20 protein-coding genes and 1 pseudogene are annotated in these 22,043 nt (G+C 63.5%); 10 read left to right on the plus strand and 11 right to left on the minus strand.

All coding sequences use genetic code 11. The features are described 5' to 3' along the window. Positions 1 to 178: 178 nt before the first annotated feature. Positions 179 to 1,157 (minus strand): annotated as a pseudogene (locus QA640_RS22235) (helix-turn-helix transcriptional regulator). Between the two features lie 204 nt (positions 1,158 to 1,361). Between QA640_RS22235 and QA640_RS22240 the strand changes: the two are divergent. Further along, complete coding sequence (locus QA640_RS22240) at positions 1,362 to 2,897, plus strand: caspase family protein (RefSeq protein ID WP_283042709.1); 1,536 nt, start codon at positions 1,362 to 1,364, stop codon at positions 2,895 to 2,897. 70 nt (positions 2,898 to 2,967) lie between these two features. Here QA640_RS22240 and QA640_RS22245 read toward each other — a convergent pair whose 3' ends face one another. The 3 genes from QA640_RS22245 to QA640_RS22255 all read right to left on the minus strand — a co-directional run bounded on the left by QA640_RS22245 (position 2,968) and on the right by QA640_RS22255 (position 6,817). Beyond that, on the minus strand, positions 2,968 to 3,855 hold the full coding sequence (locus tag QA640_RS22245) for a carbon-nitrogen hydrolase family protein (RefSeq protein WP_283042710.1): 888 nt from the start codon (positions 3,853 to 3,855) through the stop codon (positions 2,968 to 2,970). Positions 3,856 to 3,925: 70 nt separating this feature from the next. Then, complete coding sequence (locus QA640_RS22250; RefSeq protein WP_283042711.1) at positions 3,926 to 5,467, minus strand: M81 family metallopeptidase; 1,542 nt, start codon at positions 5,465 to 5,467, stop codon at positions 3,926 to 3,928. A 9-nt stretch (positions 5,468 to 5,476) separates the two neighbouring features. Then, positions 5,477 to 6,817: an MFS transporter gene (locus QA640_RS22255; protein ID WP_283042712.1), complete on the minus strand. Its 1,341-nt coding sequence runs from the start codon at positions 6,815 to 6,817 to the stop codon at positions 5,477 to 5,479. Between the two features lie 99 nt (positions 6,818 to 6,916). Between QA640_RS22255 and QA640_RS22260 the strand changes: the two genes are divergently transcribed. The 3 genes from QA640_RS22260 to QA640_RS22270 all read left to right on the plus strand — a co-directional run bounded on the left by QA640_RS22260 (position 6,917) and on the right by QA640_RS22270 (position 10,073). After that, positions 6,917 to 7,861, plus strand: a complete 945-nt coding sequence (locus QA640_RS22260) for a LysR family transcriptional regulator (RefSeq protein WP_283042713.1) — start codon at positions 6,917 to 6,919, stop codon at positions 7,859 to 7,861. Beyond that, the gene (locus QA640_RS22265; RefSeq protein ID WP_283042714.1) at positions 7,858 to 9,117 is read left to right on the plus strand and encodes an FAD-dependent oxidoreductase; all 1,260 of its coding nucleotides are present in this window, start codon (positions 7,858 to 7,860) and stop codon (positions 9,115 to 9,117) included. The genes QA640_RS22260 and QA640_RS22265 overlap by 4 nt, the downstream gene beginning before the upstream one ends. 182 nt (positions 9,118 to 9,299) lie before the next feature. Continuing rightward, positions 9,300 to 10,073: an outer membrane beta-barrel protein gene (locus QA640_RS22270; protein ID WP_283042715.1), complete on the plus strand. Its 774-nt coding sequence runs from the start codon at positions 9,300 to 9,302 to the stop codon at positions 10,071 to 10,073. 73 nt (positions 10,074 to 10,146) lie between these two features. On the opposite strand, the gene QA640_RS22275 is transcribed toward QA640_RS22270, so the two are convergent. Then, a complete protein-coding gene (locus QA640_RS22275; protein ID WP_283042716.1) occupies positions 10,147 to 10,917 on the minus strand; it encodes a glucose 1-dehydrogenase in 771 nt (256 codons plus the stop codon). 33 nt (positions 10,918 to 10,950) lie between these two features. After that, the gene (locus tag QA640_RS22280; RefSeq protein WP_283042717.1) at positions 10,951 to 11,136 is read right to left on the minus strand and encodes a hypothetical protein; all 186 of its coding nucleotides are present in this window, start codon (positions 11,134 to 11,136) and stop codon (positions 10,951 to 10,953) included. 146 nt (positions 11,137 to 11,282) lie between these two features. On the opposite strand from QA640_RS22280, the gene QA640_RS22285 reads away from it, so the two are divergent. Beyond that, positions 11,283 to 11,459, plus strand: coding sequence for a hypothetical protein (locus QA640_RS22285; RefSeq protein ID WP_283042718.1), 177 nt, complete (start codon positions 11,283 to 11,285; stop codon positions 11,457 to 11,459). Positions 11,460 to 11,519: 60 nt separating this feature from the next. On the opposite strand, the gene QA640_RS22290 is transcribed toward QA640_RS22285, so the two are convergent. Further along, a complete protein-coding gene (locus QA640_RS22290) occupies positions 11,520 to 12,281 on the minus strand; it encodes a porin family protein (RefSeq protein ID WP_283042719.1) in 762 nt (253 codons plus the stop codon). 222 nt (positions 12,282 to 12,503) lie between these two features. Further along, positions 12,504 to 14,549 (minus strand): DNA topoisomerase IV subunit B, encoded by a 2,046-nt coding sequence (parE, locus tag QA640_RS22295; RefSeq protein WP_283042720.1) that lies wholly within the window; start codon positions 14,547 to 14,549, stop codon positions 12,504 to 12,506. A 273-nt stretch (positions 14,550 to 14,822) separates the two neighbouring features. On the opposite strand from parE, the gene QA640_RS22300 reads away from it, so the two are divergent. The 3 genes from QA640_RS22300 to argC all read left to right on the plus strand — a co-directional run bounded on the left by QA640_RS22300 (position 14,823) and on the right by argC (position 17,240). Continuing rightward, positions 14,823 to 15,353 carry a DedA family protein gene (locus tag QA640_RS22300; RefSeq protein ID WP_283042721.1) on the plus strand — a complete coding sequence of 177 codons (531 nt, stop codon included), beginning with the start codon at positions 14,823 to 14,825 and terminating at the stop codon, positions 15,351 to 15,353. Positions 15,354 to 15,579: 226 nt separating this feature from the next. Further along, a complete protein-coding gene (locus tag QA640_RS22305; RefSeq protein WP_283042722.1) occupies positions 15,580 to 16,260 on the plus strand; it encodes an FMN-binding negative transcriptional regulator in 681 nt (226 codons plus the stop codon). Further along, positions 16,257 to 17,240 (plus strand): N-acetyl-gamma-glutamyl-phosphate reductase, encoded by a 984-nt coding sequence (gene argC / locus QA640_RS22310; RefSeq protein WP_283042723.1) that lies wholly within the window; start codon positions 16,257 to 16,259, stop codon positions 17,238 to 17,240. Before QA640_RS22305 ends, argC begins: the two co-directional genes overlap by 4 nt. 137 nt (positions 17,241 to 17,377) lie before the next feature. Here the strand turns inward: argC and QA640_RS22315 are convergent, their stop codons facing one another. The 3 genes from QA640_RS22315 to phaC all read right to left on the minus strand — a co-directional run bounded on the left by QA640_RS22315 (position 17,378) and on the right by phaC (position 20,014). After that, entirely contained in the window at positions 17,378 to 17,596 is a 219-nt protein-coding gene (locus QA640_RS22315; protein ID WP_349253741.1) for a GIY-YIG nuclease family protein, read from the minus strand. Positions 17,597 to 17,726: 130 nt separating this feature from the next. After that, a complete protein-coding gene (locus QA640_RS22320) occupies positions 17,727 to 18,125 on the minus strand; it encodes an MAPEG family protein (protein WP_283042724.1) in 399 nt (132 codons plus the stop codon). Between the two features lie 65 nt (positions 18,126 to 18,190). After that, complete coding sequence (phaC, locus tag QA640_RS22325) at positions 18,191 to 20,014, minus strand: class I poly(R)-hydroxyalkanoic acid synthase (protein ID WP_283042725.1); 1,824 nt, start codon at positions 20,012 to 20,014, stop codon at positions 18,191 to 18,193. 307 nt (positions 20,015 to 20,321) lie between these two features. On the opposite strand from phaC, the gene QA640_RS22330 reads away from it, so the two are divergent. Then, positions 20,322 to 20,552 carry a hypothetical protein gene (locus QA640_RS22330; RefSeq protein ID WP_283042726.1) on the plus strand — a complete coding sequence of 77 codons (231 nt, stop codon included), beginning with the start codon at positions 20,322 to 20,324 and terminating at the stop codon, positions 20,550 to 20,552. 245 nt (positions 20,553 to 20,797) lie between these two features. Next, a complete protein-coding gene (locus QA640_RS22335) occupies positions 20,798 to 22,018 on the plus strand; it encodes an LL-diaminopimelate aminotransferase (RefSeq protein ID WP_283035121.1) in 1,221 nt (406 codons plus the stop codon). Positions 22,019 to 22,043: the final 25 nt, after the last annotated feature.

Genomic DNA, 22,043 nt, shown 5'->3' on the forward strand with positions numbered 1-22,043 from the left:
TGCGCGGACAAAGCGCCAAGCTCAGGAATCGCGTTTCGATACCGAGCCGCGTTGCCCGGAACATAGGGCGGAATCGGGCAAAGTCAATGGAGCAGGCGCGGGAAGGCTCTTAAAAACCTAGCGTTTTTGCTCAATTTGCCGGCGCAGCTTGGATTTTTCGCCCGTCGCCCGCCCGGGGTCAGCCTCCCGGAACTTTGTCCGTCGCCGCTTGCTGGGCCCGGAAATCGCCCGGGGGCAGTCCGTAGGCGGCGTTAAAGACCCGGTAATAGGTCGCAATGCTTTCGAAGCCGCAGGCGGCGGCGACATCGGCGATCAGCCGTTCCGGCGCCTCGCGCAAGAGGCGGCGGCTTTGCGCCAGGCGTTGCTCGGTCACGGTCTGGGAGAAGCTCTTCTCCGCCATTTCGAACAGCATGTGGAGGTGGCGCAGGGACACGCAGAGCCAGTCGGCGACCATCGCGGGGGACAATCGGGGGATCGTTCAGATGGCGCACGATCAGGCGGCGCGCCAGCGAGAGGCGGGCGATCCGCAGCGCGTACTGTCCGCGGCGGCCCGCGGGCCTGACGATGCCGCGCTCGATCAAGACGAGACAGGCCAGCGCCTCCACCAGCGGCTTGGCGTGCGCAGCCTCGTCCTCGCCGGCGAATTCGCCGAGCTCGGCAAAGGCGGCGTCGAGCAGGGGGGCCAGGGCAGGGTCGCCGACCGGCTTCGGCGTGAGGTCGCGAACGCGCCTGTCCGGCCCGGGGATGCTGGCCACCGGAATCTTCAGGATCCGCAGGTGGAAGCCGGCGGCGCCGAGCGGCACGGTGCGATAGGGCAGGTCGGTATGGCTGGTGGCGAACCTGCCACTTTCGATCGCGAAGTCATCGCTGCGCATGCCGCCGAACCAGCCGCCGCCGCCGAGCTGCTGATAGACGCAGATGCTGTCGCTGGCGGCGTGCGCAATGTCGGTCTTGCTGCGCTCGACCTGGTAGGGTGAGGCCCGCAGTTCGACGAGGCCGGCCCCGCCGATCTGCCGGAGCGAGAACTCACCGGAGAAATCAGCGCGCTGCTCCCGCGCGAGCTCCGCGGTGACGCCGAACAGCCCCTTGGCGCGCACCTCCCGCCAATAGTCGAAGCGGTCCTGCGGCTCGACCTCGTCGGTGCACCAGCGATACACGGAAGACCCTCGGGTAGACAGGCAATACCAAACAAAGAAAAAGCAGATTCCAGCGGAGCATGCCATAGGACAGTGGTGCAGGGGCCATGGCCAGCCCGGCGGAGCCCTTTCGGGCCCTGTTGAACCCCAGCCATGACTCGGCCGACTATGACATCAGCGACCGCAGGAGCGCCGGGCAAGGACTCCTGCAAACGGGGATTTTCGATGACGCGCAGGCTTCTCTCGGTTTTGGCAGCCGTTGGCATCGCCGCCAGTCTCACGGCGCTCGCTGCCCCCGCGCATGCCGAAAAGCGCGTCGCGCTCGTGATAGGCAATAACGACTACAGGAACGTTCCAAAACTGCTCAAGGCCGTCAACGACGCCCGCACCATGGGCGATACGCTCAAGCAGCTCGGCTTCTCCGTGATGGTAGCTGAGAACCAGAATCGCCAGCAGTTCTCTGAGACGCTGCTCACCTTCGACAGGGCGATCGAGCCCGGCGACACCGCGTTCTTCTTCTATGCCGGGCACGGTTTCGAGATCGCGGGCCAGAACTATTTGCTGCCGACCGACGTGCCGGCGGCGACCGAAGGGCAGGAAGAGCTGGTGCGCGATTCCTCCATCCTCGCCGACCGCATCGTCGAGCGGCTCCAGAACAAGAAGGCGCGCACTGCGATCCTCGTGTTCGATGCCTGCCGCAACAATCCGTTCGAGCGCACCGGCACGCGCGCGGTCGCCGGCGGCGGAGGCCTCGCGCCGATGACGCAGTTGCCGGAAGGCGTGTTCTCGGTGTTCTCCGCCGGCCCCCGCCAGACCGCGCTCGATCGTCTGTCGAACGACGATGCCAATCCCAATTCGGTGTTCACGCGCACGTTTGCCAAGGAACTGTTGCAGCCCGGCGAGAACCTCGTGCAGGTGGCTCAGCATACCCGGCGGCTCGTCAGCGAGATGGCCGACACGGTCAAGCACAAGCAGGTGCCGGTCTATTTCGACCAGATGGTCGACGACGTCTTTCTGAATGGTTCGGCAAAGGTCGCGTCCGACGCCGCGTCACGTCCGGACGACCCGCCGCCGCAGAAGGTCGCGGCGCTGCCGCCGGTCTCGGTGCCGCGCGTCCCGAAGGAGGAGGTCACCAACGCGCCGATTGCGAACTTCTCGCGCCACAGCAGTGGTTGGACGGTGACGTTTTCCTTTGCAGACCCGACCCTCGGCGTTTCCTGGCGGATGGCCGGCAACGGCGATTTCCGCGAGACCGGCTTCATCGACGCGCTCGACCCGCGCACCCGCAAGCGGATGCCGAACCCGTCGATCGAGCTGCCGCCGGACGCGCAGGCCGGTACCATCGAGGTGCGCTATGTGGATGCCTCCGGCGACATGCAGGGTCCGTTTCCGATCAAGTTCGAGCCCGAGGCTGCGCTGCTCCGCGATCAGCGCAAGATCCTCGACATGACCGCGACGAGCTGGCTGTCGTTCCGCGAGTTCAACGGGCTGCTGGTCTACTATACCCATCTGGTTTCTTATCGCTGCGCCATCCGCGAGGTGCGCATCGGCATCGACACCGCGGTGCCGAACCAGGTGCTGAAGATACCGCCTTGCAACATGAGGGACCCGACCGGGGACCCTTCGGGAATTTCCGCCGGCATGCCGCTCTACATGAAGCTCGCGCCCTCGACGCAGTTCGTCTCCGTCGAGCTGACCTACCGCGACGGCAGCGTGTCGGAGATCAAGAGCTTTCGCACTGCGAACCGCAGCAACAACTGAACGGTTCGATTTGACCCATGAGGCTGGCTTCGAGGTGCAGCCCCCTTCTGCCGCACCGTGCGGTGAATTCTCAGACGGGCGCCGTCAGATATCGTGCGTAGATATCCGCGCGCCTGTCTGTGGCGAGCCCGACATAGCTTCGATAGCGGGCGACGTCATCAAGGTCGATTTCCGCGCGTACGACGTCCTCGTCCTCCGAGGTGGACTGCGCGAGAATCTTGCCGTCCGGCGCAACGATGACGCTTCGGCCCATGAAGGCGCAATTGCCCTGCCTGCCAGCGCGGTTGCAACTGAGGAAGAAGAGGCCATTTTCGGTCGCGCGCGTGTAGGCGCGGTGCGTGAATATCTGCTCATCCTCCAGGGGCTTGTCCTGGGGCCGGAAAGACGCCCAAACATTCGTGACGATCTGCGCGCCTTGCAGCATGAGTGCCCGCGTCAATTCCGGAAACCGGATGTCGTAGCAAATCTGCATCCCGATCGGGCCCAACGTCGTCTGCTGCACGGAGATGCTCTCGCCGGCCATGAAGTAGAGCTTTTCCAGATGCCAGCGGTGAATCTTGTGGTAGGTGCCGAGCACGCCGTGGGGACCAATCAGGATCGAGGCATTATGCATGGCACCCTGCTGCACCGGATGACGAAGGGCGAGCCCGACAACAACATGGAGGCTGTGCTCGCGAGCCAGGTCGCACAGCGACTTGATGAAGGGGCCGTTCACCGGTTCTGCTGCTTGAAATAATCGGAAGGCATACTGTTCTGATCCGCCGGAAGCCGGGCTGAAAGGGGCGCCCGGCGTCAGCGGCTCCACGTATCCCGTGTTCGACAGCTCTGGGAACACGATCAACTGCGCGCCTGCCTTTGCCTCCGATAGGATCGCTGCTCGCATTCGCTCGAGATTCGACTCCGGCTCCAGCACTTTGGCATCAAACTGGATCAGGCTCACGCTCACTTTGCCGGTCATCGCTTGTTCGTTCTCCTGTGGCGGGCCAGACGTTCCGCGCGTGTCCCCCTCTGCTCGTGTTCAGACGACATCAACGGGCACCTTCAGGAGCCAGAGGAAACACACGATGCGTATCCAGCCGCTCGTAGGGCAGGAGCCGCAGGTCGGCGACGCCGTGGTCCGGTGTATCCACGATCAGAATTTCCTCCGCCAGTCCCTCGTAGAAGGCACGGAAATGGGTCTTGGAACGAAGCACGATGATGTCGAAGTCTTCCGGACGCAACCCGAAAACTCCGAATGCATCGCCATCGACCGCGAATGCAAAAGCGCTGACGACACTCACCGACACGCCATCGACATCAAGCAACGCCGTCATTCCCAGGTCGACGGGCATGCCATGCATGTAGGAGCCCGACACGCGATACGACTTCGGGCCCGCCCACAGCACGCGTGCGGCGACGTCGAGCGTCGGCCCCGCCTTCTCCGAGCTGTGGCCGCCAAGCTCGAGATTCACCACCGCACCAACGCCGGCTTCGAACGCCTTCTGCGCAGCGGCTGCATCCCAGAGAAATGGCACGGCAGCCCGCGGGACACGGCGCTTGAGCAGCTCGGCCAGCAGGTACGTTGAATCGTTCATTCGGTCTGCGTGCTCGACCAGGACATAGGGGCGTCCCGCCGCCTTGCGCGTCATCAGGCCCGTGCATGCCCGGGAGACCGCCGACTCTGCGGTGTAGATGTCGAACGGGCTGTAGAGTGCATGCCGTTCGCTCCAGATCCGATCCGAAAGATGGTCCGCGACCCTCCGAGCGCGGTCGGGGTCGCCGTCCGTGACGCACAGCACCGAGAAGCCGGCATTGTGCGCGTCTGCATAGGAAAAGCCCGCCATCAACGAAATATCGGTGTAGCGCTCGCTGTCGCGTTCGATTTGCTGTCCTTCCTCGATGATATCCGCCAGGGGGCGCAGCGCGGTCGCGCTGAAGATCGATGGGACGAGCACGCCTGGTTTTGCGATCGCCCACGCCGGCGAAATCTGTCCCCGCAGCGTGCGCAGCATGCAGGTGGCGGCGCGGCGTCCCGTGTCCCCCGTATCGGTATGCGGCGATTTTCGATAGGCGAACGCTGCGGTCGCGTTCTTCAGCGTGTCTGCGTCGATGTTGCCATGGTAGTCGAGGGCGACGATCAAGGGCTTGTCCTGCCCCAGGGCGGCGCGGACTGTGTCGATGATGAAGCGCTCGGGATCCGGATAGGAAGCCGTCCAGCACGCGCCGTGGAGGAAGAGCAGCACGCCATCCAGGTCCGACAGAGCGCGGATACCGGCTGCCATCTCGTCCGCGTAACGTCTGACGGCCTCGTCGGTCGCGGGCCCGACGGCACCGAGGGCCGTGTGCACGAGCGGAGCCAACTCCACGCCGTCCTGTTCGCAGACCTCGATGAAGCCGCCCATCACGGTGTTGGTGCCTCGGAGTTCTTCGACGATGCGGCTCCCGCGCAGGGCCACCTGCTCGAAATCGTCCCAGGTCGAGGCGGTTGGCAGGAAACTCACGGACTCGATATGAAATCCGGCGGTCGCAATCCGAAACGGTTTGTGCAGGCCATGCTTGGGGGTGGAGGGAATTGGAGCCTTGGAGACCATGTCGCCCCCTTAGGATGAGACGATATGCCGGGCCATCAGGTGCCGCGGAATCGCAAAGATCAGCCCAGCCGCGGCGAACAGCGCGATCGCCAGCAGCGAAACACCGGCCGTCATGCTGCCCGTTAGTTGACCGAGGAGCCCGAGGACCGCCGGACCGGCAAAGCCCGCGATCGCCGCGCCGATATTGACCAGTCCGGCGCCGCTGGCCGCCGCGGTTCCGGCAAGCACGCGCGATGGCAGGCTCCAGAACATGGCAAGCGTGCACTGGATGCCGCAGATGCCGACGGTCATGCACAGGAGGGACAGCAATGGCACGTCTCGCGTGGTCACACCCGCGACCAGGGCGATGCCGCCAGCGATCAGGGGCAGCGCGGTGTGCCAGAGTCTCTCGCCGGTTTTCACCGAGTGGAACGAGTTGAGCAGCATGGCGCAGGCGGCAACGAGGTACGGCACCGCAGTCACGATACCGATCTGGAAGTTCGTCAGCCCGCCTATTGATTTGATCATGCTCGGCATCCAGAAAACGAGGCCGTAATTGCCAAGGTTGTAGAGAAACGTCGTCGCGAACAGAATCCACAGCGTCGGCTCGCGCAACGCTGGCAACAAGCTCGTCTGCTTGTCCCGGGCTTCCAGGGCGAGCTCTCGCTGCACCAGGGCTTTCTCGCCGGCCGTTAACCAGGCAACATCGTCCGGCCGTTCGACGATCGCCCTGATCGCGAACAATCCAAGCAACAACGCGGGCAGTCCCTCGAGCAGGAACATCCACTGCCAGCCCTTTAGACCGTAGCCGCCATGGGTGACGTCCATGATCCAGCCGGACAGCGGACCGCCGAGGATCACCCCGAGAGGCAGGGCAAGGAACAGCAAGGACATCACCTTGCTCAGCCTGTACGAGGGAAACCATAGGCTGAAGCAGGCAATGACGGCCGGGAAGAACGCTGCTTCGGTGACCCCGAGCAGAAAGCGAAGTGCGTAGAAGCTGGCTTCGTCCCGCGTCAGCAGGGTCGTCATAGAGACAAGCCCCCATGCGATCATCGATCCCGCGATGCAATTGCGCGGGCCGTAGAGCTGAACCAGGTAGCCGGCGGGCACCTGGAGCAGGAGATAGCCGATGAAGAACAAGCCTGCGCCGAGGCCATAAGCGGCCTCGCTCAGACTGAGGTCACTGACCATGCCGAGCTTGGCGAAGCCGACGTTCACCCGATCCAAATAGCCAAAGAAATAGCAGGCGAGGATGAAGGGCATGATGTGAAGCACGATCTTCCGGTACGTCGCGTCCGCTCCGGTCACCTCGGGTGTTGCGGCCGCGGCGATCGGCATGGTCGAAGCAAGTTGCTGCTGGGTGGGCATCGGTGCTACCTGTTCCCTTTGTGGCTATCCGCCAGGATGGTAGGAACCGCCATCATTGAGGTCCAATGCGGGTTCGCTTGCGACTGATGAGACTCCCGCATGAAAGTCGAGAACGCTGAACTCGAGGCCTTCGTGGTCGCGGCGGAGCTGCTGAATTTCCAGCGTGCCGCTGAGAAACTCCATCTGACCCAGCCTGGCCTGTCGCGCCGGATCCAGAAGCTGGAGCAGACGCTGGGTGTGGAGCTGTTCAGCCGCACCACGAGGTCGGTTGTTCTCACCGGAGCTGGACGCCATTTCCTTCCAATGGCTCGCCAGCAGATCAACAACCTCAACGGGATGCTGGATTCGATCCGCGAGGTCGCTGAGAGGCGCTTCGGCAAGATACGGGTGGCCAGCATTCCGACCGTCGTGTGCCAGGCCTTTCCGTCCTTGCTGAGGACGTTCACCGAGCGGCATCCGAATGTCGGTGTGCAGGTCTTCGATGGCAACCAGGACTTTGTCGTTCGTCAGGTCTTGTCGGGATTGGCCGAATTCGGCATCGGTGTGGATCCGGGCACAGATCCGGATCTAACGTTCGCACCGTTGTTGGCAGATCGTTTCGTCCTGGCCGTGCACAAGGACGACGCGCTGGCCGCGCGTCACGAGGTGACCCTGCAAGAGCTACAGGCGATGGCGAAAGTTCGGCTCGTCATTGGCGGGCGCGACAGTGGCAACAGGCTCCTGCTGGAAGTGTTGCTCGGAAATGCCGCCCTGAAGCTGCGGTGGTTCTACGAGGTCGAGCACGTTTCCTGCATCCTTGGATTTCTGGAAGCAGGCGTCGGCTGCGCCATCTTGCCGGCCATGGCCCTGCCGACAACTGCCGGCTCCAATATCCGGGCCGTTCCCATCTCTGCCCCTGAAATCAAGCGTACGGTTGGCGTCATTCGCCATAGGTCACTCAGCATCTCGCCGCTGGCCAGTGAGTTCCTCGATCTTGTCACTCAGCATCTTGGTGCCGAGCCGGCGCGACAATCGTTGTTGAAACCGCCGAGAACCGGATCATGAACGCCAACGCGCTGCAACAGCCAACCGCACCTCGTTCCATGAAAGTCCGCTGCTGCATCGTCGGCGGCGGGCCGGCCGGGATGATGCTCGGCTATCTCCTGGGACGCGCCGGCATCGATGTCGCGGTGCTGGAGAAGCATGCGGATTTCTTCCGCGATTTTCGCGGCGATACCGTGCATCCCTCGACGCTCCAGGTCATGGACGAGCTCGGCCTGATCGACGGTTTCCTGAAACTGCCGCATCAACGCTTGCAGACGCTCGACGGCATGTTCGGCGGCACGCCGGTGCGCATCGCCGATATCCGCCGGCTTGACACCAAATACCCCTTCATCGCCTTCATGCCGCAATGGGACTTCTTGAATTTCTTGCGCGAGAGCGGTCAGCGCTTTCCCTCGCTCAAGGTGATGATGAGCACTGAGGCAACCGACCTGATCCGGCGCGGCGAGGCGATTGCCGGCGTGCGCGCGACGACGCCGGAAGGTCCGATCGACATCGAGGCGGATCTGACCATCGCCTGCGACGGCCGTCATTCGACGGTTCGCCAGCGCGCGGGCCTCGCAGTCGAGGAGATCGGCGCGCCGATGGACGTGCTGTGGTTTCGCGCCGGACAGCGGCCGAACGAATCCGAGAACGTGTTCGCGCGCGTCGAGCCCGGCAAGATGATGATCACCTTCGATCGCGGCGAGTACTGGCAATGCGCCTATGTCATCGCCAAAGGGCAGTATGACGCGGTGAAGGCGAGGGGGCTGCAAGCACTGCTCGACGAGGTCGTCCGCATGGCGCCGATCCTTTCATCCGGAATCTCCGACGTGAAGAGCTGGGACGACGTCAAGCTCCTTACCGTCGCGATCAACCGCATGAAGCGCTGGACCCGGCCGGGCCTGCTCTGCATCGGCGATGCCGCGCACGCGATGTCGCCGGTCGGCGGCGTCGGCGTCAATCTCGCGGTCCAGGATGCGGTTGCGACCGCCAATCTGCTTGCGGACAAGATCCGGAACGGCTGCCCATCCGAAGACGAGCTCGACGCCGTGCGGCAGCGGCGAGCATTTCCGGTAAAGATGACGCAGGCGATGCAGGTCGTCGTGCAGAACAACATCATCAGCGGTGCACTCAGGCCCGGCAACCAGCCCGTGAAGGTTCCGCTGATCGTGCGCTTGGTCACGGCGCTGCCGTGGCTCCAGAAAATTCCTGCGCGCTTTATCGCACTCGGCGTACGACCGGAGCACGTACATTCGCCGGTCGCGCGCGCATCGTGACCGTGTGAACGGTTCGGTAGGGATAACGGCGCGTTAAATCGCATCGTGCGCGTTGCGCGAGTGCAACAGCGCAATTCGATTCGAAGCGAGCGAAAGCTGTCATGCCGCTTAACTTCGTGGATTCCAATTTTAGTAAGAACTGTCTGTGAGTGTGCGCCCCATCCAAGGACAAGGGTTGTACAATGCGTTCCAAGTTGATTGCCGCCTTCACCTGCACCACCGCGCTCGTCGCTGCAGGTCACGCTTTCGCCGCCGATCTCGCCGCGCGGCCCTACACGAAGGCTCCGGCCTATATCGAGCCGCTCTTCAACTGGACGGGTTTCTATGTCGGCGGCCACATCGGCGGCGCCTGGACGAACGAGCAGTTCATCAACAGCGCGAACACCACGGCATTCGGCGATCTCACGCCGGGCCAGGGCTATCGCCAGCGCGGCTCCGGCCTCATCGGCGGCGCACAGATCGGTTACAACTGGCAGGCCAGCAACTACGTGTTCGGCCTCGAAGGCACGATCTCCGGGCTCGACAATCGCGGCACCGTCGTGAACACGGCGTTCGGCGCAGGTGACGACGTGTTCAGCTGGCGCACCAACGTGCTGGCGACGATCGTCGGCCGTGCCGGCTTCTCCGTGCAGAACAACCTGTTCTACATCAAGGGCGGCTACGCCGGCGCGAACAACCGCCTCTCGGTCTCTGATACGGTTGGGCCGGCAACTGGCGCGGGCGGTCAGACGCACTGGGCAAACGGCTGGACCGTCGGCGCCGGCTGGGAATACGGCATCACCCGCAACTGGATCGTCGGTGTCGAGTACAACTACGCCGCCTTCACAAGCCAGACCTATCAGCTCGCCGGCACGGCCGCGGGAACTTACACCTTCGACGCCAAACCGCGCGACATTCAGTGGGCGGTGGTGCGCGCGAGCTACAAGTTCGATGCGCCCGTCATCGCGCGCTACTGAGACTGGACAGCCTTCCAGACGAAACGCGAAGCCCCGGCGCAAGCCGGGGCTTTTTTAATGCGCCGGACGCTTCCTACGCCATCACCGAGAATCCGCCATCGACGGGAATCGCGGTGCCCGTGACGAAATCGGATCCGGATGATGCCAGGAACACCGCGATGCCCGCGAAGTCGTCGATATGGCCCCAGCGCCCCGCGGGCGTGCGGGCGAGCACGCGCTCATGCAGTCCAGTCACCTGTTCACGTGCGCCGCGCGTGAGATCGGTGTCGATCCAGCCGGGCAGGATGGCGTTGACCTGGATGTTGTCGGCCGCCCAGGCGTTGGCGCAGGCGCGCGTGAACTGCACGATGCCGCCCTTGCTCGCCGCATAGGCCGGCGCGAAGCTCGCGCCGAAGATCGACATCATCGAGCCGATGTTGATCACCTTGCCGTGGCCGGACGCCTTCAGCGCGGGATAGGCTGCCTTCGAGCACACGAAAGCGCTGGTGAGGTTGGTGTCGATCACCTTGCTCCATTCTTCGAGCTCGAGCTCGTGCGGCGGCTTGCGGATGCTCATGCCGGCATTGTTGACGAGGATGTCGATGCGGCCGAGTTCCTTTGCGACACGCGCAACCATCGCCTCGACCGCCGTCTTGTCGGTGACGTCGGTCGCAACCGCGATCGCCTTGATGCCGCGCTGGCGGAGATCCTCGACCGCCGCTTTCGACTTCGCTTCGTTGCGGCCAATCACGGCGATGTCGGCGCCGGCATCGGCGAGCCCGCAAGCCATGCCGAGCCCGATGCCACCATTGCCGCCCGTGACGATCGCGACCTTGCCACGGAGATCGAACCGGCTGAGTGTCATGCTGTGATGTCCTTTTCTTCTTGTTTGTTTCTTCTATTGGCTGCTTTCCCAGATCAGGACCAACCCGAACCCGGCCATGGCCGCGCCGTAGCCGGCCCATTGCAGCTGGTTGACCATGAAGCTCGACCGCGGCCATGGAAACGTGCCAGTGCCCTGTCCGATCCAGATCAGGCCGATGGCAGTCGCAAACAGGCCTGCGATCAGCAGAAATCTGCGCATGCGTCCCTCCCGTCGGTCTGCTTCTGTCGCGCCGCAACATCGACAATGCCGGCGGTCGCAAACAACTTGGGGCCAGACTAGCCGTAGCTTTGGTGCGGATACAATGGCCACCGGGCTGACGGAGGGGCGAGGAGAGGGATGCTGTCATGTCCTTTCGCAGGGCAGGCGTCGGGCTCGCGCTCGCGATCGCGTTGACCGCGATCTATGCGGTCTGGCTGCGAAGAGCGGATCTGCGCGCCTTCGATCCGGCCGGGACGGCATGGCTCGAGACGGCGATATGGCGCAACGACTATGACAAGCGCCACGCCGGGCTGTTCTATTGAGTGAGCAACGAAAAAGCCCCGTCGATGCCGGGGCTTTTGAAGTCAATGTCGAATCTCAGATCAGTACTTGGCGACGACCGGGCCACCCCAGTTGAAGCGGTAGACCAGCTCGCTGCGCACGCTGTGCTCGCGCAGCTTCTGAGTCTGGGTAGCGCCCGTCAGCCCGCCACCAAAGAAGGTGATGTCAGTGTTGGCGCGGTCAAACTCCGAGTAACGATACTCGGTCTTCCAGAACAGGCCGGGGAGGAAGCTGGTCAAAGCATACTCGTCGCCGGTGCCGATGAACCAGCCGCCCTTCGTGAAGCCAGACGTCGAAACGGCCGGAGCTCCAAGGAAGCTATAGTCCGTGCCCTTCCAATGGCCCTGCGTGTAACCGCCGGAGACGTAGGTCAGCAACTGCGGGAGGACCAGATAGCCGACGCGGCCGCCCACAGCCCACTGCCAGTCTTGCTTCTGCTGACCGGCAAAGCCACCGAGAGTGGAGTGGTCGCCGTGCACGTCCATGAAGTCATAATCGGCGAACGCGCCAAAGACCCAGTTCTGGTACTGGTAGTCGCAGCCGCCCTGGACCGTGCCGAACCAGCCGCGTGCACCACCGGTGATGTTGGGATCAAGCACAGCGCCGGTCGCGGTGACGAAATCGTTGTAGTCGTTGTTGGTCATCGCGCCGCCGCCGCCGGCGCCGAGATAGCAGCCGGTCCAGCTGGTGACCGGAGCTGCAACCACCGGAGCCTTGGTGTAGGGCCGGGCACCCAGGTCAGCCGCCGAAGCTGCGCTCGTCATCGCCATGACCGCCGTCAGAGCGAGTACAATCTTGTTCATATCCAAATCCCCAAGTTCCGGTCTGTGTCCAACAGGCGCGAGCGCACTGAATTCCGTTCAACTGATGCCCGAACTATAGCTGGTTCCCAGCGAAAAGCTGTTGCCGGTCAGACACAATCACCCGAAAACGCTCCGCAGTTGTACGGAAGACACACCTCAGCCAGCGGCTGGCGCCGACCGAAATTACTATTTGATATGAACTGCTTAGAGGTGGCGTTGGACTCACACGTCCAGCATGTCTTCGCTGGCGAATTCGGCCTTGTCCGAAATGAAGGCAAACCGTGCCTCCGCTTTGGTGCCCATCAGTCGCTCGACCGAATCGGCCGTGGTGTCGCGGTCGTCGGCGAGCAGGACCACCTTGAGCAGCGTCCGCCGCGCCGGGTCCATGGTGGTTTCCTTGAGCTGCGCCGGCATCATCTCGCCAAGGCCTTTGAAGCGGTTCACCTCGACCTTGGCGTTGGCGTTGAATTCGCTCTTGAGCAGCGCCTCCTTGTGTGCGTCGTCGCGGGCGTAGACCGACTTGGAACCGTGCGTCAGCTTGTAGAGCGGCGGCACCGCCAGGAAGAGGTGGCCCTCGTCGATCAGCCGCGGCATCTGCCGGTAGAAGAAAGTGATCAGCAGCGAAGCGATATGGGCGCCGTCGACGTCGGCATCGGTCATGATGATGATTCGCTGATAGCGCAGATCCTCTTCGCGATATTGCGCGAGCGTGCCGGAGCCGATCGCCTGCACGAGGTCGGCGAGTTGGGTGTTCGCCGTCAGCTTGTCCTTGCCGGCAGAGGCGACGTTGAGGATCTTGCCGCGAAGCGGCAGCACGGCCTGGGTCTTGCGATCGCGCGCCTGCTTGGCGCTGCCGCCGGCCGAGTCGCCCTCCACGATGAAGAGCTCGGAGCCTTCCGTTCCCGCGTCGGTGCAGTCGGCGAGCTTGCCGGGCAGGCGCAGCTTCTTGCCGGCGGTCTTGCGCGCGGTCTCTTTCTCCTGGCGGCGGCGCAGTCGCTCCTCGGCGCGATCGATCACGAAATCGAGCAGCCGGTTGGCCTGGTTCGGATTGCCGGAGAGCCAATGGTCGAACGGGTCCTTCATCGCCTGCTCGACGATGCGCTGGGCCTCGGCAGTGGCGAGACGATCCTTGGTCTGGCCCTGGAATTCAGGCTCGCGCACGAACACCGAGAGCATGACGGCCGCGCCCACCATCACGTCTTCCGAGGTGACCGAGGCCGCGCGCTTGCCCTGGCCGACGCGCTCGGCGTGGTCCTTCAGGCCGCGCAGCAGCGCGCTGCGCAAGCCGGATTCGTGCGTGCCGCCATCGGGCGTCGGCACGGTGTTGGTGTAGGAGGACAGGAAGCCGTCGGCGTCCGCAGTCCACGCCACGGCCCATTCGCAGGCGCCGTGCGCGCCGTTGCGGCCGGACTTTCCGGAGAAGATGTCGGGATGCACCAGCGTGTCGGCGTGGATCGCGGCGGCGAGATAATCCTTCAAGCCGCCGGGGAAGTGGAACGTCGCTTCCGGCGGCACGTCCTCGACGCCCTTCAAGAGCTCGGGCGCGCAATTCCAGCGAATCTCGACGCCGCCGAACAGATACGCCTTCGAACGCGTCATCTTGAACAGGCGCTGGGGTTTGAACGCAGCCTTGGCGCCGAAGATGTCGGTATCCGGCTTGAAGCGCACACGCGTGCCGCGGCGGTTGTTGACCTTGCCGAGATCCTCGATCTTGCCCTTCGGGTGCCCGCGCTCGAACGTCATGCGATAGAGCTTCTGGCTGCGCGCAACCTCGACCTCGAGGCGCGAGGAGAGGGCGTTGACGACGGAGATGCCGACGCCATGCAGACCGCCCGAGGTCTCATAGACCTTGGAGTCGAACTTGCCGCCCGAATGCAGCGTGCACATGATGACTTCGAGCGCCGACTTCTTCGGAAACTTCGGATGCGGGTCGACAGGGATGCCGCGGCCGTTGTCGGTGACGGTGAGAAAACCGTCCGCGCTCAGATCGACCTCGATGAAGGTCGCGTGCCCGGCGAGTGCCTCGTCCATCGAGTTGTCGATGACTTCAGCGAACAGGTGATGCAGCGCCTTCTCGTCGGTGCCGCCGATATACATGCCGGGACGGCGCCGGACCGGTTCCAGACCCTCCAGCACCTCGATGTCGGCCGCGGTGTAGTCGGCCTCGCCACCGCTCGCGCGCGAGGCTGCCTTGGCGGGCGCGCGGGGCTTCGGCTCATCGGCGCCGAACAGGTCGTCTTTTACTTTGGTTTTCAACTGCTTGGACATATATCTTGATGCGTTTTGAGGGCCGCGGAGGCGGCGAATCGGTTAGTCCGACTATGCCACGGCTGGCCTGAAAAAGTGACCTTCGGCCGGTCGCCGGTGTCGTTGCGAGCCAATCCCGGCGATTTTACGCCGCCCCAGCCCTTTGTTCCCGGCAATTTGACTTCATGGCCCGTACCGAGCCGGTCTTTGTGACTTGATGTCACGCAAGGCGTTGGCTTACCAGTCATTTTCACGATCACGGACGCGCGGCGGGGCGGGGAAGGCATTTTTGGCATGGAGCAATATGCGAACGCGCTGGCGGAGTTCGTGCGCGTTCATCAGGTCTGGGCAGCACCGATCGTGTTCCTTTTGGCATTCGGTGAATCGCTCGCCTTCATCTCGCTTCTGATCCCGGCCTGGGGTGCTCTGGTTGCGATCGGCGCCCTGATCGGGGTGAGCGGCATCAGTTTCTATCCGGTCTGGATTGCGGGTGCGATCGGGGCGGCGCTCGGCGACTGGGTCTCCTACTGGTTCGGCTTCCGCTACAAGGAGCAGGTCGCGCAGATGTGGCCGTTGTCGCGCTATCCGGAGATCCTGCCGCGCGGCGAAGCCTTCGTCAGGAGCTGGGGCGTGCCGAGCATCTTCATCGGCCGCTTCTTTGGCCCCTTGCGCGCCTCCGTGCCGCTCGCCGCCGGCATTTTCGAGATGCCGTATTGGAGCTTTCAGGCCGCCAATTTCGTCTCGGCACTGGTCTGGGCGGCGGCGCTGCTGTTGTTCGGCGACGTGATGGCCAGGATCATGGAGTGGATTTTGCGCCTGGTGTGACGGTGTCAAACCTTGACGCCGGGACTGCATGGTCTTATAGCCGCGCGCCATGATCAACGCCGCGACCATTCCGTTCGCCCGTCGCCGCCGCCGCTCTTTCGCGGTTTGGGCGGTCGATCGCGTTTGAGATCATCGTCTTTGCCGCTGGATCCAATCCGCGGCATTCTCTCTCCTGTCAGCGCGATCTGATCCGGCGGCCCCCCAAGAGGCCCAGCAGGAGACCGAGATGTACACGCCACCCCTTTTCAAGCAGGACCGCGCCGCGAGCCTCAAATTCGCGGAGGAGCGCGGGTTCGGCACCATGTGCGCCTTCGACGGCAAAAAGCCGGTCGCGTCCTCGCTGCCGTTCTATCTGACCTATGCCGATGACGGCACGCCGCAGGCCGCCTTTCATGCTGCCCGTCACAATCCGCTGGTAAAGCTCGCGGACGGGTCCACGTCGTGGCTGCTCGCGATCAATGGTCCGGAAGCCTATGTATCGCCGGACTGGTACGTCTCGCCGGACCAGGTGCCGACCTGGCTCTACCAGTCGGTGCATCTGACCGGGCCGGTGCGGGTCTTGTCGGACGCGGAGCTCGCGGTGCAGATCGACACGCTCAGCGCCAAGTTCGAGGACTGGCTCAAGCCGAAGAAGCCCTGGACCTCGGCGAAGATGACGGCGGGGCGACTCGAGTCGATGAAGAAGGCGATCGTTGGCCTGGTCATGACGGTTGAAGAGGTCGAAGGCAGTTTCAAGCTCAACCAGCACAAGTCCGAAGCCGACTATGCCGCGATCGCCAATGCGCTCGGCGATGGCGATGCCGACGCGAAAGCGATTTCACAATTGATGCGACAGACCCGGCCGCAAGTCTTCACTGATCAAGCCTTTGCAGATGACACGACCAAGCTCGAAAGGAGCGCGACATGAGCCTCGCTGAGACCAAAAAAGCCCCGGATGCCGGTGCTGCCACCAAGAAGCCGGTCGTCTTCGTCGACGGCGGCTCCGGCACGACCGGCCTCGGCATCAACGAGCGGCTCAAGCTGCAAGGCGACGTCGCGGTGAAGACGCTTCCCGACGACAAGCGCAAGGATCCGGCGGCCAAGAAGGCGCTGATGGAGGAGGTCGATCTCGTCATCCTCTGCCTGCCCGATGACGCCGCCAAGGAGACGGTCGCGCTCGTCGACAGCATGGGCGCCTCGGCGCCGAAAGTGCTTGACGCTTCGACCGCGTACCGCGTTGCGCCCGACTGGGCTTACGGCTTTCCCGAGCTCACGCCCGATCAGGCCGACAAGATCAAGGCCGCGAAAAAGGTCTCCAATCCCGGCTGCTATCCGACCGGCGCGATTGCGCTATTGCGGCCGATCGTCGATGCCGGCCTGCTCCCGCAAGACTATCCCGTCACCGTCAATGCGGTGAGCGGCTATTCCGGTGGCGGCAAGTCGATGATCGCGAGCTTTGAAGACGGCAGCGCGCCGTCCTTCGAGCTCTACGGCCTCGGCTTCGAGCACAAGCATCTGCCGGAGATGCAGCTCTATTCGAACCTGACGCGGCGGCCGATCTTCATCCCCTCCGTCGGCAACTACCGGCAGGGAATGCTGGTCTCAGTGCCGCTCCAGCTCGACACGCTGCCGGGCAAGCCTGATGGCGCTGATCTTCGGGTCGCGCTTGCACAGCGTTATGCAGGCTCGAAATACGTCTCGGTGATGCCGCTTCAGAACGAGGCAACCAGGAGCGGCCGGCTCGAGCCGGAGGCGCTCAACGAGACCAACACGCTCGAGCTCTACGTCTTCGCCAGCGACAAGTATCACCAGGCGGTGCTGGTCGCGCGTCTGGACAATCTCGGCAAGGGCGCCTCGGGCGCCGCCGTGCAGAACATGCGGCTGATGCTGGGATTGCCGGAGGAGTAGGGCGCGCTCGTGCCCCGGACGCAGCGCAGCGTGAAACGATGCGCTGCAGAGCCGGGGCCCAGTCAGGTCGCCAAGGAGTTCAGATCCTTCGTCAGATCACGCCAAGTTGGATTGAGCTTCTCTATCAGCCGGAGCTTTCAGGCGCGCCGCCAACGCTTCAAGCAATGCTCGCGGGCCCGCGCGTCGAGGATGGATGCGTACGTTTCGAAATAGACGAGCAGGGTCACGTCGTACTGTCGGGAAAATCCTGGAACGAGCCTGGCCTTATGCTCGACCATTCGGCGGGCGAGGTCGTTGGTGACCCCGACATAGAGTGTGCCATTCGTTTGCTCGCGAGGATGTAGACGAAAAAGCATGTCTGCATGGAGAAGACGCCGGCGGCCCGTTACTACCTAACGTTACATATTTCGGCGGTGCTGCCAACGTCTCTGGGTCCCGGCTCTGCGGCGCATCACTGGCGTGCTGCGCCGCGTCCGGGACACGAGATCAAACCACCTTGAATATCGCCAGCGCCAGCACGGCTTGGGCGAGGAAGCCGACGGTGAAGGCCAGCGTGCGGAACACCGGCAGGCCAAGCGAGTACACGATCAGATGCGCGACGCGGGCCCAGAAATAGACGGCGCAGGCCAGCACCGTCCATTTGCTCGAGTAGTCGATCGCGTTCAGGATCAGCACCAGCGGCGCGAAGATCACGAGGTTCTCGACCGCATTGTCGTGCGCGAACATCAGCCGCGTCGCCCATTCGGCATGCGGCTTGTCGTTGCGGGACGGGTTGGCCATGGCGCCCGAAAGGCCGCGAACCTGGCAGCGGTTGATGATGTAGGGGATCCAGAGGATGCCGGTCAGGATCACCGTCAAGGTCAGCCAGAACAATTCGCGCGTCATAGTCCGATCCCCACTTTGTTCGCCGTGCTAAACAGGGAGCTTATACAAAAGCGCGAGAGATTCCGCTATGCGCGAACGCGGACGTAGCTGCCGGGCGCGTCCTCGATCGGCGGCACCGCCGCGCTGCCCACCGTGCGTGCCGGGACCTCCTCGGGGTCCAGCCCACCCAGCCATTCGCGCCAGTCCGGCCACCACGAGCCCTTGTGCTCCTCTGCGCCCTTCATCCACTGCGCGACGTTGACGGCCTTGATGTTGTCGTTGGTCCAGTACTGGTACTTGTTCGAAGCCGGCGGGTTGATGACGCCCGCGATGTGGCCCGAGCCCGACAGCACATATTTCACCGGACCGCCGAAAAACTGCGAGCCGTAGAGCACGGATTCGGCCGGCGCGATGTGGTCCTCGCGGGTGGCGAGATTGTAGACGGGCACCTTGACCTTGGAGAGATCGAGCAGCGTGTTGTCGAGCACCATGCTGCCCGTCGACAGCCGGTTCTCCAAGTAGCAATTGCGCAAATAATAGGAATGGTTCGCCGCCGTCATGCGGGTTGCGTCCGAATTCCAGTGCAGCAGGTCGAACGCGCTCGGCTGCTGGCCCTTCAGATAATTGCTGACGACGTAGGACCAGATCAGATCGTTGGAACGCAGCATGTTGAAGGCCATCGCCATCTTGGAGCCTTCGAGCACGCCGGCGGCCTTCATGTCATGCTCGAGCGCCGAGATCTGCTCCTCGTCGACGAACACGAGGAGATCGCCCGCATGGGTGAAGTCGACCTGCGCGGCAAAGAATGTCGCAGAAGCGACGCGCTGGCGGCGCTTCTCGGCAAGCCAGGCCAGCGTGGTCGCGAGCATCGTACCGCCGACGCAATAGCCGGCGGTGTGCACCTTCATCTCGCCGGTCGCCCGCTCGATCACGTCCATCGCCGTGAGCGGGCCTTCCTTCATGTAGTCTTCCCAGCCCTTGTTGCCGAGCCGCTTGTCCGGATTGACCCAGGAGATCACGAACACCGTGATGCCCTGATCGACGCACCATTTGATGTAGGATTTTTCCGGCTTGAGATCGAGAATGTAGAACTTGTTGATCCAGGGCGGCACGATCAGGAGCGGCGTGCGCAGCACCTTCTCGGTGGTCGGCTCATACTGGATGAGCTGCATCATCTCGTTCTGGTAGATCACCTTGCCGGGCGTCGTCGCCATGTTGACGCCGAGCTCGAGATTGTCCGGATTGGACTGGCGGATCTTCAGCATGCCCTTGCCGGCCGCGATATCCTCGGCCAGCATTTGCAGGCCCTTCGCCAGATTGTCGCCGGAGCTTGCGACCGTCTGGCGCAGCACCTCCGGATTGGTCAGCACGAAATTCGACGGCGACAGCGCGTTGGTGATCTGCTGCACGTAAAACTCCGCCTTGCGGCGAGTGTGCGGATCGAGGCCTTGCGCGTCGTTCACCAGCTCCTGCGCGCGCTTGGTCGTGAGCAGATAGAGCTGCATCATGAAATCGAAGAACTGGTTCGACTTCCACTCGGGATCGGCGAAGCGCTTGTCGCGCGGCGAGGGCGCGATCGCGGGCGGCGCGTCCTCGCCGGCCATGCGGCGGGCCGCCGAGCCCCAGAGGTCGAGATAGTCCTTGGCGAGCCGCGCCTGGAGCTCCGAGGAGCGCGCATTGTCCGACAGCCAGTATTCGGCGACCGCGGTGAAGGTCTTGACCATCTCGGTCAGCTCGGGCGGCGGGCGGTCCTGGACCTCGCCGATTTCGCGCGGTCTGAGGTAGGCGGCAAGCGCCTTGCCTCCGCTTTCCATGGCCCGCGCGACGTTCATCGCGAAGGCTTCCGCATCGAACTTCTTTTCGGACGCGTTTGTCCCGGACTTGGGGGTATCGGTCGTGACGGTACTCATGGACAGAACAGTAACGATTCATTCCGCATTCGTCACCGCGAAGCTCGCAGCTTTGAGGTTAATCGCGTGCGAACATGTGTTGCACTGCGACATAGTTCTTGCTTCTGTCACAATCAGGGTTCACCAATGGCGGCAGGGGTCTTGGATGTAAGTCGGCTCGCGCCATTGAGGGCAGCAATGGTTTGAGCCGAGGTGCGCTGTTGGGGGTAAGCTCCACCGGCCGTGCTGTTGGGACGAGTAGGGGATTCCCCAAGTGTTGGCGTTGTGGGACCGACAAACGAGGCGGCTTGCGCCGTGTGCGCTGCTCATGATTGCGTTTTCGCTTGGCGGCTGCTCGAGCCAGATCGCCGATTTGACGCCGGCAGACACGCAGCCGCATCCGAAAGAGGCAGGCGGCTATCTGCCTGTGCATGATCTGCCGCCGGCGCGCGACGAGGCGGTGATCCCGCCGGATCAGCGCGCCAAGATCGAAGCCGAGCTGACGGCCGCGCGCGACCGTCAGGCCGCGGCGGCCGCCAAGGACGCGAACGGCAAGTAATTTCAAGCCAAATAACCGTCAGCTAAGTAACCTCGCGCCAACGTAATCGCTGGCGCGACCGCCTCTCCGTGCTAAAAGACCTCATTCAGCCGAAAGTCAGGGTGAGGGAGTTCAGTCCCTGCCTTAAAGAACCCACTCTAAACATTTGATTTGGAGTGGGTTTCAGGCGGGGGCCGGCATCCTCTCGATTGAATTGTCGAGCCCTCCCGATTCTGCCCTGGCCGGTTGCTCGGAGCCTGGAACCCATGGAAGAATTTTACCGTATCCGCCGTCTGCCGCCTTACGTGTTCGAACAGGTCAACCGGGCCAAGGCGGCCGCGCGGAACGCCGGCGCCGACATCATCGACCTCGGCATGGGCAATCCGGACCTGCCGGCTCCGCCGCACGTGCTGGAGAAGCTCAAGGAGACCCTCGGCAAGCCGCGCACCGACCGCTACTCGGCCTCGCGTGGCATCCCCGGGTTGCGCAGGGCGCAAGCCGCCTATTACGCCCGCCGCTTCGGCGTAAAACTCAATCCGGACACCCAGGTGGTCGCGACGCTCGGCTCGAAGGAGGGCTTTGCCAACGTGGCGCAGGCGATCACCGCGCCGGGCGATGTGATCCTCTGCCCCAATCCGAGCTATCCGATTCACGCCTTCGGTTTTTTGATGGCGGGCGGCGTGATCCGCTCGGTGCCGTCGGAGCCGACGCCGCAATTCTTCGAAGCGGTCGAGCGGGCGATCGTCCACTCGATCCCAAAACCGCTGGCGCTCGTCGTCTGCTATCCCTCGAACCCGACCGCCTACGTCGCGAGCCTCGACTTCTACAAGGACCTCGTCGCCTTCGCGAAGAAGCACGAGATCCTGATCCTGTCCGACCTCGCTTATGCCGAGGTCTATTTCGACGACAAGAATCCGCCGCCCTCGGTCCTCGAGGTGCCCGGCGCAATCGACGTCACCGTCGAGTTTACCTCGATGTCGAAGACCTATTCGATGGCAGGCTGGCGCATGGGCTTTGCGGTCGGCAATGAGCGCGTCATCGCGGCGCTCGCCCGCGTGAAGTCCTATCTCGATTATGGCGCGTTCACGCCGGTCCAGGTTGCCGCAACCGCGGCGCTGAACGGCCCCGACGATTGCATCAAGGAGATGCGCGACACTTACCGCAAGCGCCGCGACGCGCTGGTGGAATCGTTCGGCCGCGCCGGCTGGGAGATCCCGCCGCCGGATGCGTCGATGTTCGCATGGGCGCCGCTGCCCGAAGCTTTCCGCAGCGTGGGCAGCATGGAGTTCGCGACCCTGATGGTCGAGAAATCCGGCGTGGTGGTATCGCCCGGCGTCGGCTTCGGCGAGCATGGCGAAGGATATGTCCGCATCGCCATGGTGGAAAACGAGCAACGGATCAGGCAGGCCGCGCGCGGCGTGCGCCGCTTCCTTGAAAGCGGCATCGAAACGTTGCACAACGTCGTTCCGCTCGCCAATCGGCGTTAATTCCTTCCGGCAGGTTTTCGAAGCA

This window comes from Bradyrhizobium sp. CB82, assembly GCF_029714405.1.
Classification (GTDB): domain Bacteria; phylum Pseudomonadota; class Alphaproteobacteria; order Rhizobiales; family Xanthobacteraceae; genus Bradyrhizobium.

Excerpts from the sequence above, each read along its gene's own strand:
- QA640_RS22240 (WP_283042709.1), top strand. The coding sequence starts at position 1,362 with ATGACGCGCAGGCTTCTCTCGGTTTTGGCAGCCGTTGGCATCGCCGCC.
- QA640_RS22245 (WP_283042710.1), bottom strand. The coding sequence starts at position 3,855 with ATGACCGGCAAAGTGAGCGTGAGCCTGATCCAGTTTGATGCCAAAGTG.
- QA640_RS22250 (WP_283042711.1), bottom strand. The coding sequence starts at position 5,467 with ATGGTCTCCAAGGCTCCAATTCCCTCCACCCCCAAGCATGGCCTGCAC.
- QA640_RS22255 (WP_283042712.1), bottom strand. The coding sequence starts at position 6,817 with ATGCCCACCCAGCAGCAACTTGCTTCGACCATGCCGATCGCCGCGGCC.
- QA640_RS22260 (WP_283042713.1), top strand. The coding sequence starts at position 6,917 with ATGAAAGTCGAGAACGCTGAACTCGAGGCCTTCGTGGTCGCGGCGGAG.
- QA640_RS22265 (WP_283042714.1), top strand. The coding sequence starts at position 7,858 with ATGAACGCCAACGCGCTGCAACAGCCAACCGCACCTCGTTCCATGAAA.
- QA640_RS22270 (WP_283042715.1), top strand. The coding sequence starts at position 9,300 with ATGCGTTCCAAGTTGATTGCCGCCTTCACCTGCACCACCGCGCTCGTC.
- QA640_RS22275 (WP_283042716.1), bottom strand. The coding sequence starts at position 10,917 with ATGACACTCAGCCGGTTCGATCTCCGTGGCAAGGTCGCGATCGTCACG.
- QA640_RS22280 (WP_283042717.1), bottom strand. The coding sequence starts at position 11,136 with ATGCGCAGATTTCTGCTGATCGCAGGCCTGTTTGCGACTGCCATCGGC.
- QA640_RS22285 (WP_283042718.1), top strand. The coding sequence starts at position 11,283 with ATGTCCTTTCGCAGGGCAGGCGTCGGGCTCGCGCTCGCGATCGCGTTG.
- QA640_RS22290 (WP_283042719.1), bottom strand. The coding sequence starts at position 12,281 with ATGAACAAGATTGTACTCGCTCTGACGGCGGTCATGGCGATGACGAGC.
- parE (WP_283042720.1), bottom strand. The coding sequence starts at position 14,549 with ATGTCCAAGCAGTTGAAAACCAAAGTAAAAGACGACCTGTTCGGCGCC.
- QA640_RS22300 (WP_283042721.1), top strand. The coding sequence starts at position 14,823 with ATGGAGCAATATGCGAACGCGCTGGCGGAGTTCGTGCGCGTTCATCAG.
- QA640_RS22305 (WP_283042722.1), top strand. The coding sequence starts at position 15,580 with ATGTACACGCCACCCCTTTTCAAGCAGGACCGCGCCGCGAGCCTCAAA.
- argC (WP_283042723.1), top strand. The coding sequence starts at position 16,257 with ATGAGCCTCGCTGAGACCAAAAAAGCCCCGGATGCCGGTGCTGCCACC.
- QA640_RS22315 (WP_349253741.1), bottom strand. The coding sequence starts at position 17,596 with ATGCTTTTTCGTCTACATCCTCGCGAGCAAACGAATGGCACACTCTAT.
- QA640_RS22320 (WP_283042724.1), bottom strand. The coding sequence starts at position 18,125 with ATGACGCGCGAATTGTTCTGGCTGACCTTGACGGTGATCCTGACCGGC.
- phaC (WP_283042725.1), bottom strand. The coding sequence starts at position 20,014 with ATGAGTACCGTCACGACCGATACCCCCAAGTCCGGGACAAACGCGTCC.
- QA640_RS22330 (WP_283042726.1), top strand. The coding sequence starts at position 20,322 with ATGATTGCGTTTTCGCTTGGCGGCTGCTCGAGCCAGATCGCCGATTTG.
- QA640_RS22335 (WP_283035121.1), top strand. The coding sequence starts at position 20,798 with ATGGAAGAATTTTACCGTATCCGCCGTCTGCCGCCTTACGTGTTCGAA.